The sequence below is a fragment of the Alloalcanivorax sp. genome, assembly GCF_964221125.1.
In the GTDB taxonomy this organism is placed as follows: Bacteria; Pseudomonadota; Gammaproteobacteria; order Pseudomonadales; family Alcanivoracaceae; genus Alloalcanivorax; species Alloalcanivorax venustensis.
On sequence record NZ_CAXPXK010000035.1, the window covers coordinates 48,850 to 62,115 of the forward strand.

Sequence of the window (13,266 nt, forward strand, 5' to 3'; positions counted from 1 at the left end):
TCAGGCCTCGCGGGGCCAGGACTCGCGCAGACCCACCGTGCGGTTGAACACCAGCCGGCCGTCAACGCTGTCCCGGTCGACGCAGAAGTAGCCTTCGCGCTCGAACTGAAAGCGGCTTTCCGGCCCGGCGTCGCGCAGGCCCGGCTCGACCACGCAGCCTTGCAGCACGCGCAGCGACTCCGGGTTGATGTTGTCCAGGAAGCTCTCGTCCTCGGCCACTTTCGACGGGTTGGCGGTCTGGAACAGGCGGTCGTACAGGCGCACCTCGCAGGGCAGGCCCCGATCGGCGCTGACCCAGTGGATGACGCCGCGCATCTTGCCCTGCCCTTCCGCCGGCTCCGGGTTCTTGCCCAGGGTGTCCGGGTCGTAGCTGCAGCGCACTTCGACGATCTCGCCGTCGGCGTCGCGGACGATGTCCTCCGCCTGGATCACGTAGCCGTAGCGCAGCCGCACCCGGTCGCCGAGCACCAGCCGCTTGTACTTTTTGTTGGCCTCCTCGCGGAAGTCCTCCCGGTCGATGTACACCTCGCGGGTGAGCGGCATGCGGCGGGTGCCCATGTCTTCGTTCTGCGGGTGCAAGGGCGCGTCCAGCCACTCTTCCCGGTCTTCCGGCCAGTTCTCGATCACCAGCTTGAGCGGGTTGAGCACGCAGAAGGCGCGCGGCGCGTTGTGGTTAAGATCATCGCGCACCGAGGCTTCCAGGATGCTCATGTCGATCACCGAGTCGGCGCGGCTGACGCCCAGGTTCTCGCAGAAATGGCGGATCGCGGCGGGCGTGTAGCCGCGCCGGCGCAGGCCGCTCAGGGTGGGCAGGCGCGGATCGTCCCAGCCGTCCACATGGCCTTCGTCCACCAGCAGCTTGAGGCGGCGTTTGCTGGTCACGGTGAAATTCAGATTGAGGCGGGCGAACTCGTACTGGCGCGGCTCATCAGGGAGGTCCACGTTCTCCACCAGCCAGTCGTACAGCGGCCGGTGATCCTCGAACTCCAGGGTGCAGAGACTGTGGGTGATGCCTTCCAGCGCGTCCGAGAGCGGATGGGTGAAATCGTACATCGGGTAGATCACCCACTTGTCACCGGTCTGGTGATGCGCCTTTTTGCGTATCCGATAGAGCACCGGGTCGCGCATGTTCAGGTTGGGGCTCTGCATGTCGATGCGGGCGCGCAGCACCGCGGCGCCCTCGTCGAACTTGTTGTCGCGCATGTCGGCGAACAGCGCCAGGTTCTCTTCCACGGAGCGGTCCCGGTGCGGGCTGTTACGCCCCGGGGTGGTGAAGTTACCGCGCATCTCCGCGATCCGCTCCGGCGACTGGGTGTCCACATAGGCCAGGCCCTTGCGGATCAGGGCCACCGCCAGATCGTAAAGCTGGTCGAAATAGTCGCTGGCGAAGCGCACCGGGCCGGCCCACTGGAAGCCGAGCCATTCCACGTCCTTCTTGATGGAGTGGATGTACTCGTCCTCTTCCTTTTCCGGGTTGGTGTCGTCAAAGCGCAGATGACAGGCGCCGCCGTAGGATTCGGCGATGCCGAAATTCAGGCAAATCGACTTGGCGTGACCGATATGCAGGTAGCCGTTCGGCTCCGGCGGGAACCGGGTCACCACCCGGCCATTGTTTTTTCCTTCGGCCAGGTCACGATCGATGATCTGTCTGATAAAGTTACTGGGCGCTTTTGCTTCACTCATTGAGCCGCCTGCGGCTGAAATACGGGGTTGGCTAGTGTAAAGTGCGCCCCCCTAAAGTCAAAGACTCCCAGGACCCGGAGACCCCATGAAAGTGCTGTTGACCACCACCTATGGAAAGATCGTTCTGCAACTGGACACGGTGCGCGCCCCCGCCACCACCGAGAACTTCGTGCAATACGTCAGGGACGGGCATTATGACGGCACCATTTTTCACCGGGTGATCAGTAACTTCATGATCCAGGGTGGTGGTTTCACCCCGGACATGGAGCAGAAACCGACCCGCCCCCCGATCGAGAACGAAGCCGGCAACGGCCTCTCCAACGAGACCGGCACCGTGGCCATGGCCCGCACCTCGGACCCGCACTCCGCCAGTGCCCAGTTCTTCGTCAACGTGGCCGATAACCACTTCCTGGACCAGGCCCGCTCCCCGGACGGCTGGGGCTACGCGGTGTTCGGCAAGGTGGTGGAAGGCATGGAAACCGTGGAGCGCATCAAGGGCGTGCCCACCGGCAACAAGGGTTTCCACCAGGACGTGCCCCGTGAAGACGTGATGATCGAATCCGCCCAAGTGCTGGAGGAGTAAGGATGCGCTGGCTGCTTCCCCTGCTGGCGCTGTTGCCGGCGCTGGCGCTGGCCGAAGGGCCGCGCGTGACCCTGAACACCTCCCAGGGCGAGATCGTCATCGAGCTCAACCAGGAACAGGCGCCGGCCACCACCGCCAACTTCCTCGAGTACGTGGACGCCGGCTTTTATGACGGCACCGTGTTCCACCGGGTGATCCGCGGCTTCATGATCCAGGGCGGCTGTTTCACCCTGGACGGCGAACGGAACGGTCTACAACAGAAAAAGACCCGCGCCCCGATCCGCAACGAGGCGGACAACGGCCTGGAAAACCGGCGCGGCACCATCGCCATGGCCCGCACCGGCAACCCGCACTCCGCCACCGCCCAGTTCTTTATTAACCTGGTCGACAACCGCAACCTCAACCACAGCGGCAAAACCCCGCGCGGCTGGGGCTATACGGTGTTCGGCGAAGTGGTCGAGGGCATGGACACCGTGGACCGGATCGCCGGCGTCGCCACCGGCAGCCAGCGCCTGAACGGACAGCCCGCCCGGGACGTGCCCAAGGAACCGGTGGTGATCGAAAACGCCCGCCGTGCTGACAACCCCTAAGCCTATGACTTACAGCCTGCTTATTTCCGATCTGCATCTGGATCCGGCCCGCCCGGAACACCTGGCCGCGCTGGAAACCCTGCTCGACAACCACGCCGGCAAGGCCGACCGCCTCTATGTGTTGGGGGATCTGTTCGAAGCCTGGATCGGCGACGACGATGACAGCCCCTTCAACCGCCAGGCGATCGACGCCTTCCGACGCTTTTCCGACGCCGGGTCCGAACTGTTCTTCATGCACGGCAACCGGGACTTTCTGCTCGGCGACAAGTTCGCCGACGACTGCGGCGGCGTGCTGCTGGACGAAGGCACCGTGGCCGACCTGTACGGCACCCGCGCCCTGCTGATGCACGGCGACAGCCTGTGCACCGAAGACCACGCCTACCAGCAATTCCGCGCCATGGCCCGCGACCCCCAATGGCAGCAAGGCATGCTCACCAAACCCCTGGAAGAACGCCGCGCCCTCGCCCAGGGCATGCGCATGCAGAGCCAGGGCAACAACGCCAACAAGCCGGAAAACATCATGGACGTGACCCCGGCGGAAGTGGTGCGCGTCATGGAAGACGCCGGCGTCCGCCACCTGATCCACGGCCACACCCACCGCCCCGCCGTCCACGACGTGGCCCTCAAAGACGGCACAGGCACCCGCTGGGTGCTCGGCGATTGGGGGGCGCTCGGCTGGTGGATCGTGGCGGACAGCGATGGGCTCCGCCTCGAAAACTGGGAAATCAGTTAATAGTTAACAGTGAACAGTGAATAGCGAAACAAGGGCGTTTGCGGAAATGCAGGCACTTCGTTGCGATTTAGCAATAAGCGCGGGTGGCCACATTGACGATTCCACCAAGCCGTCCCCGCGCAACTGTTAACTATTCACTGTTAACTGTTAACTGTTAACTGTTAACTGCTTCCGGTGTTCCGGAGTGAAACCGGAATTCGCTGTCCGGTGACTCGATCAACGCCCTCTCCTTTTCCTTGAAGAACGCGATCCGCTCGTCGATGGGTGCCTCAGCGTAGCGCCGGGCGAGGTTCAGGTAGTCCTCGAAGTGGCGGGATTCGCTTTTCAGCAGGTAGCGGTAGTAGCGGCCCAGTTCGGCGTCGACGTGGGGCGCGAGCGCGGCGAAGCGTTCGCAGGAGCGGGCTTCGATCAGGGCGCCGACGATCAGGGTGTCCACCAGGCGCTGCGGTTCCGAGGTGCGGACCTCGGCGCGCAGGGCGCCGGCGTAGCGGGACGGCGATAAGTGGTCGTAGCGGATGCCGCGCTCGCGCATCAGGCCGACCACCTGTTCGAAGTGCAGCAGTTCTTCCCGGGCCAGCTGGCTGAGATTGTCGAGCAGTTCCGGGCGGTCCACGTAGCGGAACATCAGGTTGAGCGCGGTGGAGGCCGCTTTCTTCTCGCAGTGCGCGTGGTCGATCAGCAGCAGCGTCTCGTTGTCCAGCGCCCAGCCGATCCACGCTTGCGGCGTCCGGCAGGGTAAAAACTCGAGCAGCGGGGCAATGTCGGTCATGGGCACCTCGAAAATCGGGCGGCCATTATAGGCGACGGCTGGCGTTATACCCACACCCCCGTATAATCGCCGGCCATGGGTCGTCGAACCAATCCTTATATCCAAACGCTGAAAGGCCGCGCCGCCGTGGGCGCCCTGCGCCTGCTCGGCCTGCTGCCGTTCCGGCTGAACCGGGCGCTGGCCACCGCGCTGGGCGGCCTGCTGGCACGGCTGTCCACCGAAGCCCGTGAAGTGACGCGGATCAACCTGTCTCTGTGCCTGCCCGACCATCCGGACCGGGAAGCCCTGGTGCGCGAATCCCTGGTGGAGAGCGTCAAGAACACCTTCGAAATCGCCCGCTTCTGGAGCAAACCGGAAGACGGCCTGCGACGGGTGGTGTCCGAACAGGGCGATGGGCCGCTGCGCGAGGCGGTGGCCAACAAGGAACCGATCCTGATCCTGGCGCCGCACCTGGGCTGCTGGGAGGTGCTCAACTTCTGGCTGGCCCGCGAATTCGGCCTGCACGCCATGTTCGCGCCCTCCGGCCTGCCGGAACTGGACGCGCTGGTGAAGCAGGGCCGGGAACACTTCGGCACCACCATGTACCCGGCCACCGCCCGCGGCGTCGCCGGCCTGGTGCGCGCCATGCGCAAGGGCGCGCTCACCGCGATCCTGCCGGACCAGGTGGCGGACCGGCGCAGCGGCCGCTTCGCGCCCTTCTTCGGCCAGCCCGCCTACACCGGCACGCTGAGCTGCAAGCTGGTCAAGCAGACCAACGCCCGGGTGTTCATGGCCTGGGCGCGCCGGCTGCCCGGCGACGAAGGCTTCGAGATCCGCGTGCGGCCCGCCGACCCGGACATCCACGACGAGGATCTGGACCACGCCCTGAAAGCGATGAACCGCTCCATCGAAGCGCTGATCCTCGAGGACCCGAGCCAGTACCTCTGGAGCTACAAACGCTTTCGCCGCCAACCGCCCGGCGGCACCCTGCCCTATTAAAGGCGCATCTCGCTTTAGCCGAAACGGTCTCTCCAGCCGGGACGGGGGTTATAGATGGCGCTGAACCTGTCGATGAAGCTCGGATTGTGGGAGCTTGCCTTGCAAGCGAAAGGCCGGCAAAGCCGGCCGGCAGGATTCCAGAGACATTTCAAACGGCAGCACCAACAAGGTCTCTGGGATCCTGCCGGGTGGCTAAAGCCACCCTTTCGCGGGCATGGCCCGCTCCCACAATCCTCCAGGGACGGATTCACGGCGGGTCCTGGGCACCGAGACCGAACCTCCCGAAGGTGCCAGCTGCGCAGCAAAGCTCTGAAGAAAGGTTGGGCGTCAGCGATAACCCGGGGCATTGGAATCTACCCAGTGAGCGAGTCTGTGTTCTGCCCTTCCGGGACCCTGGAGAACAGGACGTTCGACAGGGAGCGTACAGGGACGTATCCACAGCGTTCCCGGAAGGGCAGAACACAGACTCGCGATCCGGCTGGAGAGACCGTTCCCGCTAAAGCGCTATGAACCTTGTTAAAGCCCGCGGTCTGCCGCCTTCGTTATTACGAACATTCATGTCATGAATGGCTCTGAGGCCTGTTTGATTTAACAGTGGATACCGTTTCCGCTATACTCCGCGCGCATTTCCACCCCCAGACATACCCCAAACAACTGATTTCCAAAAGAAATCAGTCAGACGAAACGAGGGATTCGCTGTGCTAGAAGCCTATCGCAAACACGTAGAAGAGCGCGCCGCCCAGGGCGTTCCGCCCAAGCCGCTGGACGAAGTGCAGACCGCCGAACTGGTGGAACTGCTGAAGAACCCGCCCGCTGGCGAAGAAGAATTCATTCAGGACCTGTTCGTGAACCGGGTCCCGCCGGGCGTGGACCAGGCCGCCTACGTGAAGGCCGCCTTCCTCACCGCCATCGTGAAAGGCGAAGCCAGCTCCCCTCTGATCGACCGCAAGCGTGCCACCGAACTGCTCGGCACCATGCAGGGCGGTTACAACGTGGCGCCGCTGATCGAGCTGCTCGACGATGAAGAGCTGGCCGACGTGGCCGCCCAGGAACTCAAGCACACCCTGCTGGTGTTCGATGCCTTCCACGACGTGGAAGACAAAATGAAAGCCGGCAACGCCAAGGCCAAGGAAGTGATCGAATCCTGGGCCGAGGGCGAGTGGTTCACCAACCGCAAGGACCTCTCCGAGAAGTTCACCGTGACCGTGTTCAAGGTGCCCGGCGAGACCAACACCGACGACCTGTCCCCGGCCCAGGACGCTTGGAGCCGCCCGGACATTCCGCTGCACGGCAACGCCATGCTGAAGAACGCCCGCGAAGGCATCGTGCCCGAGAAAGACGGCGAGATCGGCCCGCTTAAGCAGATGGAAGAGCTCAAGGCCAAAGGCCATCCGGTGGCCTACGTGGGCGACGTGGTCGGCACCGGCTCCAGCCGTAAGTCCGCCACCAACTCCGTGCTCTGGCACTTCGGCGAAGACATCCCCTACGTGCCCAACAAGCGCGCCGGCGGCGTCTGCATCGGCGGCAAGATCGCACCGATCTTCTTCAACACCATGGAAGACTCCGGCGCCCTGCCCTTCGAGTGCGACGTGGAAAAAATGAACACCGGTGATGTGATCGACATCTACCCGTTCGAAGGCCGCGTGGAAAAAGACGGCGAAGTGATCGCCGAGTTCGAGCTGCGCTCCCAGGTGCTGCTGGACGAAGTCCGCGCCGGCGGCCGCATCAACCTGATCATCGGCCGTGGCCTGACCACCAAGGCGCGCACCGCCCTGGGCCTGGAAGAGTCCACCCTGTTCCGCAAGCCGGAGCAGCCGGGCGATTCCAACGCCGGTTTCACCCTGGCGCAGAAAATGGTCGGCAAGGCCTGCGGCCTGGAAGGCGTTCGCCCGGGCATGTACTGCGAGCCGAAGATGACCACCGTCGGCTCCCAGGACACCACCGGCCCGATGACCCGCGACGAGCTGAAAGACCTGGCCTGCCTGGGCTTCCAGGCCGACCTGGTGATGCAGTCGTTCTGCCACACCGCCGCGTACCCCAAGCCGGTGGACGTGGAAACCCAGCACACCCTGCCCGACTTCATCATGAACCGTGGCGGCGTGTCCCTGCGCCCGGGTGACGGCATCATCCACTCCTGGCTGAACCGCATGCTGCTGCCCGACACCGTGGGCACCGGCGGTGACTCCCACACCCGCTTCCCGATGGGCATCTCCTTCCCGGCGGGCTCCGGCCTGGTGGCGTTCGCCGCCGCCACCGGCGTGATGCCGCTGGACATGCCGGAATCCGTGTTGGTGCGCTTCAAGGGCAAGCGCCAGCCCGGCGTCACCCTGCGTGACCTGGTGCACGCCATCCCGATGCAGGCGATCAAGGACGGTCACCTGACCGTCGCCAAGGCCGGCAAGAAGAACGTCTTCTCCGGCCGCGTGCTGGAGATCGAAGGCCTCGACGATCTGACCGTGGAGCAGGCGTTCGAACTGTCCGACGCCTCCGCCGAGCGCTCCGCCGCCGGCTGCACCATCACCCTGTCCGAGGACAGCGTCAGCGAGTACCTGAAGTCCAACATCACCCTGCTCAAATGGATGATCGGCAACGGCTACGGCGACGCCCGTACCCTGGAGCGCCGCATTCAGGGCATGGAAGAGTGGCTCGCCAACCCCAGCCTGATGCGCGCCGACGCGGACGCCGAGTACCACACCGTGATCGAGATCGACATGGATCAGATCAAGGAACCGGTACTGTGCTGCCCGAACGACCCGGACGATGCCAAGACCCTGTCCGAAGTGGCCGGCGCCAACATCGACGAGGTGTTCATCGGCTCCTGCATGACCAACATCGGTCACTTCCGCGCCGCCGGCAAGCTGCTGGAGAAAGTGGAAGGCCTGACCACCCGTCTGTGGGTGGCACCGCCCACCAAGATGGACCAGCACCAGCTCACCGAAGAGGGTTACTACAACATCTTCGGCCGCGCCGGTGCGCGCACTGAAATGCCGGGCTGCTCCCTGTGCATGGGGAACCAGGCCCGGGTGGCGGCGAAGTCCACGGTGGTGTCCACCTCCACCCGGAACTTCCCCAACCGCCTCGGCCAGGGCGCGGACGTCTACCTGGCGTCGGCGGAACTGGCGGCCATCGCCGCGGTGATCGGCCGGCTGCCCACCGCCGAGGAGTACATGGAGTACGCCGGCACCATCGACGCCATGTCCGGTGAGATCTACCGCTACCTGAACTTCGACCGCATGGACGAATATCAGAACGTGGCGGATACCGTTAAGATTCCGGTGGCTCAAGCGAGCTGATCCGGTGCCGGCGCCCTCGGGCGCACGGAACTGAAAAAGCCCCGCTTCGGCGGGGCTTTTTTTTGGAGCGCGCCTTGTGAAAGCGGGTCTCTGGTATCCTGCCGGGTGTCTAGAGCCACCCTTTCGCGGGCGGGGCCCGCTCCCACAAGCGGAGACCACCATAATGATGGATGCGAAGAACGCCTCCCTGGTGATGATCGATTATCAGCCACGGCTGCTGCCGGCGATCCGCCACGGTCAGAAGCTGGTGGCGCGGTCGGTGACGCTGGGTCGTATCGCCGCGCTGCTCGGCGTACCCGTGATCGGCACCGAGCAGAGCCCGGACAAACTGGGCGAGAACGTGCCGTCGATCCGACGACTTTGCGCCGAAACCGTCGCCAAGCATCGGTTCGACGCCAGCGAGGCGCTACGCGCCACGGCGCTGGCCGAGCGCCGCCAGGTGGTGCTGTGCGGCTGCGAGGCGCACGTGTGCGTGCTGCAGACCGCGCTTGGCCTGCAAGCGCTGGGCTTCCAGGTGTTCGTGGTGGAAGACGCGGTCGGCGCCCGCCGTCAGGGCGACAGGAGCGCGGCGCTGGCGCGCCTGAGCCAGGCCGGCGTCACCCTGGTGACCCTGGAGATGGCCGCGTTCGAATGGCTCGGCGACGCGGATCACCCGCGCTTCCGGGAGGTCCAGGCCCTGATCAAATAGCCTTCACCTGATTTTTACATCCTCGCTGTAAAGAAACATTGAATGCGGATGACGGCGGACGCCGGGGGTCGAGACAATGCCGCCGATGCCCGCCGCGCCCCGGCCGAGCCGGTCACGTCGTGGCAGTACCTTCGAAAATGGATTCTCGCAGGAGCACAACATGACCAGTGAAGATCTTTTCCCGACGCGGCATGAACAGCATCATGACCGCTTCCCCCGACTGGACCCGGTGGTCCATGCCCGCAATCAGGCGCGCTGGGACGGCCCCCTGGACGAAGTGGCCCTGTCGCATTACGAGCGCGACGGCTTTCTCTGGTTCGAGGGGTTCTTTTCCCAGGAGCGGATGCGCCCGTTCTTCGATGAACTCAAGGAAATGGCCAAGGACAGCGAGCTGATGAAATCCGACCAGTCGATCACGGACCCGGATTCCGGCGATCTGCGCTCGGTGTTTCAGATGCACGAGATTTCCCGCCGGTTCGATGAACTGACCCGGGATCCGCGCATCCTCGGCATGGTGCGTCAGCTGTTGGGTGGCGACGTCTACATTCATCAGTCGCGCATCAACGACAAGTTCGGTTTCCAGGGCAGCGGTTTCAACTGGCATTCCGACTTTGAAACCTGGCACTCCGAGGACGGCATGCCGCGCATGCGGGCCATCAGCGCCTCGATCATGCTCACCGACAACAACGAATTCAACGGGCCGCTGATGCTGATCCCCGGCTCGCACCATTACTTCGTGCCTTGCCAGGGGGTCACGCCCAAGGACAACTGGAAGGACTCGCTGAAAAGCCAGCGCCTGGGCGTGCCCAGCCAGGAGAACCTGGCCGAGCTGGTCGAACAGGGTGGTATCCAGGCGCCCAAGGGGCCGCCGGGTTCATTGCTGTTGTTCGAGTGCAACACCCTGCACGCGTCCAACAAGAACCTGTCGCCCTGGCCGCGCTCCAACCTGTTCTTCGTCTACAACAGCGTGGACAACACCCTGGAAGACCCCTACTGCGGCCATCAGCCGCGCCCGGATTTTCTCGCCAACCGAGACAACACCGAGGCGCTCGCCATGCACGACCACCTGGAACCGCTCTAACCCGGTTGCCGCAGCGCGCCCCGCCTGAGCAGCCGCCACACTTCGCTGGCGGCCTGCGACAGCGGATGCGAGCGCAACCGGTACGCGCACGCCGACACCGTCACCCCCGCATCCAGCGGCAACGGCTTGAGGCGGCCTGCTCGCAGGTCGTCCTCAAGCAGGCTGCGCGGTGCCACCGTCACCGCCCGCCCCTCCCGGCACAACGCCAGACAAGAGCTAATGGTGGCCATCTGAAACTCGGCGCCGCGACGGGCCAGCAACAACTCACGGAACCAGGGCGCGATCTGACGGCGGTACTCCGGGGGCACCCGGGGCAGCGCCAGGGGCCGGCCCCTCATGAACGCGACGGCGGCGTCGCCGTCCTCAAGGGCGGCCGCCGCCTTACCCACCAGCCAGGAGGCCGGCGCCACCACTTGCAAAGGCAGCTCCACCAGCGGCAGCTCCTCCACGTCGTCCCGGTCCGGCAACGCCGAGCCTTTGCGCCCGTCGTACACCAGAAAATCGTAGCGGTAGGCGTACAACCCTTCGCACAGTGATTGGAAGTGATCGCTGTGCATCTCCAGCCGCACGCCGGCGTCCATGGTGGCCCGGGACCGTTGCAGCGGCCCGGCCAGACGCTGGGCCAGCAGGTCCGGCACGAACGGCCCGCAGCCGATGCGCACCAGCCCGCTGCGGCCGTCGTGGAACGCCTCCACCAGGCGGTCCAGGCCGGCAGCCTCATCGAGAATCCGGTTTACCTGGCGGTGCAGGGTCCGCGCCAGCTCGGTGGGACGCAACGAACGGGTATGGCGCTCGAAAAGCGGTGCCCCGGCGCTCTGCTCCAGCCGTTGCAGGCTGCGGGTCAGCGCCGGCTGCGACAGGCCCAGGGCGCGCGCCGCCGCCGACAGGCTGCCGTGCTCGTACACCGCCCGGAAGCGGGTCAATTCCTGCAGTTGCCACACGGCGGGCTCCTCGGGTCGGTGGGGATTATTAACTCAGTAAGCATAGACTCATGCAACACAGTAATGAATCCCCGGCGCATACTTCCCGCCATGACCGGCCAACAACAAAAACCGCCTACCACCGGAGAGCCCCGATGACCGAAATGACCCGGCGCACCGTGCTGAAAAACCTGGCCCTGGGCGGCGCCGCCCTGGCCACCGCGCCTTCATTGAACGCCAGGATCAACCTGCGCAAGCAGGGCCGGCCGAATGTGCTGCTGCTGGTGTCCGACCAGGAACGCTCCTGGATGGACCTGCCCGGCAGCCTGGATCTGCCGGCCCATGACAAGCTGCTGAATCGCGGCACCGGCTTCAACCAGTACTATGTGAATACCTCGCCCTGCTCGCCCTCGCGCTCGGTGATGTACAGCGGCCAGCACACCATGCGCACCGGCATGACCGCCAATCTGCACGCGCCGCCGTTTCCCAGCTTCAATCAGGCATTGCCGACCCTCGGCCACCTGTTCCAGGAGCTGGGCTACCACACCGCCTACAAGGGCAAATGGCATCTGTCGGATATCGAGGACGGCCCGGGGCTGATGTACGGCAGCTACCCCAGCCGGGGCAAGGCGCTGGAGCCCTACGGCTTCAGCGACTACAACCTGACCGGCGACGTGCACGGCTCGGTGTGGCAGGGCTACATCGCCGACCGCATGGTGGCCGGCGAAGCCAGCCAGTGGCTGGTGCGCGACAGCCAGAAGCTGGACAAGCCCTGGCTGCTGGCGGTGAACTTCGTGAACCCGCACGACATCATGTTCTTCTCCTCCGGCGAGAAGCAGGAGCAGTCACGGGCCAATCCGCGTTTCATGGCGCCGCTGCGGCCGCCGCCGAACGATCCGATCTACAGGAAAGACTGGTCGCACCTGCCGCTGCCCGCCTCCTTCGCCAAGGAAACGCTGCGCGACAAGCCCTGGTGCCACCGCTCCTACGCCCAGGTGATCGACAGCATCTACGGCCACATGGACAAGAACGACGAAGCCGCCTGGCTGGCCAACCAGAGTTACTATTTCAACTGCATCCGCGATGTGTCACGGCAGGTGGACCATGTCCTGCAGGCCCTGGAGGACAGCGGCCAGCTCGACAACACCATCATCGTCTACACCGCCGACCACGGCGAAATGGCCGGCGCCCACGGCCTGCGGCAAAAAGGCCCGGTGACCTACAAGGAAAACAGCCGGGTGCCGCTGATCGTCAGCCACCCGGACGTGAGCGGCGGCCGCACCGTGGACAACCTGGGCTCGGCGCTGGACCTGGTGCCGACCCTGGTGGGCCTGGCCACCGAGGGTAAAACCACCACCGAAACCCCCGGCGTGGACCTGAGCCCGGCGCTCAGCGGGCAGACCACGCAGCGCGACCGGGACGGCATCCTGTTCGCCTACGGCGTGCTGCTCTACACCGACCCGGAAGCCACCCAGCGGCTGGCCCGGGAAGGCGACGAGATCACGCCGGTGAAACTGATGGGCGATTTCCTCAAGCAGCTGCGGCTGGGCCCGGAGCTGGGCAACCGCGGCCTGCACCGGGGTGTCTTTGACGGCCGCTACAAGTTCACCCGCTACTTCAGCCCGGACAGCCATCACCTGCCCCGGGACTGGGACACCCTGCTCGCCCACAACGACCTGGAGCTCTACGACACCCACCAGGACCCGGACGAACTGGTCAACCTGGCGGCGCGCCCGGAGAGCCCGGAGGCGGCGAAAGAGCGCCTGCTGGCCCTCAACGACCGGACCAACCAGCTGATCGAGCAGGAAATCGGCGACGACCACGGCGGCGAATACCCCGGGCCTGAATTCCTCTACCGCCTGTAATTTTTTTGCTTTGCCCTTGGGGGGCAATCCGCCCCGGCCCGGCCTCGCCGGTGTCCGGGGCACCTTATTCACGGCCGGTGCCG

Annotated in this window: 11 protein-coding genes; 8 read left to right on the forward strand and 3 right to left on the reverse strand. The window is 65.0% G+C overall.

The genetic code is table 11. The features are described 5' to 3' along the window. Entirely contained in the window at nucleotides 1-1,683 is a 1,683-nt protein-coding gene (locus ACEQZD_RS05145; RefSeq protein ID WP_370184391.1) for a glutamine--tRNA ligase/YqeY domain fusion protein, read from the reverse strand. A gap of 85 nt (nucleotides 1,684-1,768) precedes the next feature. On the opposite strand from ACEQZD_RS05145, the gene ACEQZD_RS05150 reads away from it, so the two are divergent. Genes ACEQZD_RS05150 through ACEQZD_RS05160 form a run of 3 tightly spaced genes read left to right on the forward strand, consistent with a single transcriptional unit; the run spans nucleotide 1,769 to nucleotide 3,589 of the window. Then, nucleotides 1,769-2,266 (forward strand): peptidylprolyl isomerase, encoded by a 498-nt coding sequence (locus tag ACEQZD_RS05150; protein WP_142949995.1) that lies wholly within the window; start codon nucleotides 1,769-1,771, stop codon nucleotides 2,264-2,266. 2 nt (nucleotides 2,267-2,268) lie between these two features. Beyond that, complete coding sequence (locus ACEQZD_RS05155; protein WP_370184392.1) at nucleotides 2,269-2,856, forward strand: peptidylprolyl isomerase; 588 nt, start codon at nucleotides 2,269-2,271, stop codon at nucleotides 2,854-2,856. Nucleotides 2,857-2,860: 4 nt separating this feature from the next. Further along, nucleotides 2,861-3,589: a UDP-2,3-diacylglucosamine diphosphatase gene (locus tag ACEQZD_RS05160; RefSeq protein WP_370184394.1), complete on the forward strand. Its 729-nt coding sequence runs from the start codon at nucleotides 2,861-2,863 to the stop codon at nucleotides 3,587-3,589. A gap of 154 nt (nucleotides 3,590-3,743) precedes the next feature. On the opposite strand, the gene ACEQZD_RS05165 is transcribed toward ACEQZD_RS05160, so the two are convergent. After that, the gene (locus tag ACEQZD_RS05165) at nucleotides 3,744-4,358 is read right to left on the reverse strand and encodes a tRNA-(ms[2]io[6]A)-hydroxylase (RefSeq protein ID WP_370184396.1); all 615 of its coding nucleotides are present in this window, start codon (nucleotides 4,356-4,358) and stop codon (nucleotides 3,744-3,746) included. Between the two features lie 75 nt (nucleotides 4,359-4,433). Between ACEQZD_RS05165 and ACEQZD_RS05170 the strand changes: the two genes are divergently transcribed. The 4 genes from ACEQZD_RS05170 to thpD all read left to right on the forward strand — a co-directional run bounded on the left by ACEQZD_RS05170 (nucleotide 4,434) and on the right by thpD (nucleotide 10,398). Beyond that, nucleotides 4,434-5,336 carry a lysophospholipid acyltransferase family protein gene (locus tag ACEQZD_RS05170; protein WP_142949991.1) on the forward strand — a complete coding sequence of 301 codons (903 nt, stop codon included), beginning with the start codon at nucleotides 4,434-4,436 and terminating at the stop codon, nucleotides 5,334-5,336. A 698-nt stretch (nucleotides 5,337-6,034) separates the two neighbouring features. Continuing rightward, nucleotides 6,035-8,629: a bifunctional aconitate hydratase 2/2-methylisocitrate dehydratase gene (gene acnB / locus ACEQZD_RS05175; protein WP_142949990.1), complete on the forward strand. Its 2,595-nt coding sequence runs from the start codon at nucleotides 6,035-6,037 to the stop codon at nucleotides 8,627-8,629. Between the two features lie 163 nt (nucleotides 8,630-8,792). After that, a complete protein-coding gene (locus tag ACEQZD_RS05180; RefSeq protein ID WP_185956968.1) occupies nucleotides 8,793-9,317 on the forward strand; it encodes an isochorismatase family protein in 525 nt (174 codons plus the stop codon). A 160-nt stretch (nucleotides 9,318-9,477) separates the two neighbouring features. Next, nucleotides 9,478-10,398, forward strand: a complete 921-nt coding sequence (gene thpD, locus ACEQZD_RS05185) for an ectoine hydroxylase (protein WP_142949989.1) — start codon at nucleotides 9,478-9,480, stop codon at nucleotides 10,396-10,398. On the opposite strand, the gene ACEQZD_RS05190 is transcribed toward thpD, so the two are convergent. After that, nucleotides 10,395-11,339, reverse strand: a complete 945-nt coding sequence (locus tag ACEQZD_RS05190) for a LysR family transcriptional regulator (RefSeq protein ID WP_142949988.1) — start codon at nucleotides 11,337-11,339, stop codon at nucleotides 10,395-10,397. The genes thpD and ACEQZD_RS05190 overlap by 4 nt on opposite strands. 134 nt (nucleotides 11,340-11,473) lie before the next feature. On the opposite strand from ACEQZD_RS05190, the gene ACEQZD_RS05195 reads away from it, so the two are divergent. Beyond that, on the forward strand, nucleotides 11,474-13,183 hold the full coding sequence (locus ACEQZD_RS05195; protein ID WP_370184399.1) for a sulfatase-like hydrolase/transferase: 1,710 nt from the start codon (nucleotides 11,474-11,476) through the stop codon (nucleotides 13,181-13,183). Nucleotides 13,184-13,266: the final 83 nt, after the last annotated feature.

Excerpts from the sequence above, each read along its gene's own strand:
- ACEQZD_RS05180 (WP_185956968.1), top strand. The coding sequence starts at position 8,793 with ATGATGGATGCGAAGAACGCCTCCCTGGTGATGATCGATTATCAGCCA.
- ACEQZD_RS05145 (WP_370184391.1), bottom strand. The coding sequence starts at position 1,683 with ATGAGTGAAGCAAAAGCGCCCAGTAACTTTATCAGACAGATCATCGAT.
- ACEQZD_RS05165 (WP_370184396.1), bottom strand. The coding sequence starts at position 4,358 with ATGACCGACATTGCCCCGCTGCTCGAGTTTTTACCCTGCCGGACGCCG.
- ACEQZD_RS05150 (WP_142949995.1), top strand. The coding sequence starts at position 1,769 with ATGAAAGTGCTGTTGACCACCACCTATGGAAAGATCGTTCTGCAACTG.
- thpD (WP_142949989.1), top strand. The coding sequence starts at position 9,478 with ATGACCAGTGAAGATCTTTTCCCGACGCGGCATGAACAGCATCATGAC.
- ACEQZD_RS05160 (WP_370184394.1), top strand. The coding sequence starts at position 2,861 with ATGACTTACAGCCTGCTTATTTCCGATCTGCATCTGGATCCGGCCCGC.
- ACEQZD_RS05195 (WP_370184399.1), top strand. The coding sequence starts at position 11,474 with ATGACCGAAATGACCCGGCGCACCGTGCTGAAAAACCTGGCCCTGGGC.
- ACEQZD_RS05155 (WP_370184392.1), top strand. The coding sequence starts at position 2,269 with ATGCGCTGGCTGCTTCCCCTGCTGGCGCTGTTGCCGGCGCTGGCGCTG.
- ACEQZD_RS05170 (WP_142949991.1), top strand. The coding sequence starts at position 4,434 with ATGGGTCGTCGAACCAATCCTTATATCCAAACGCTGAAAGGCCGCGCC.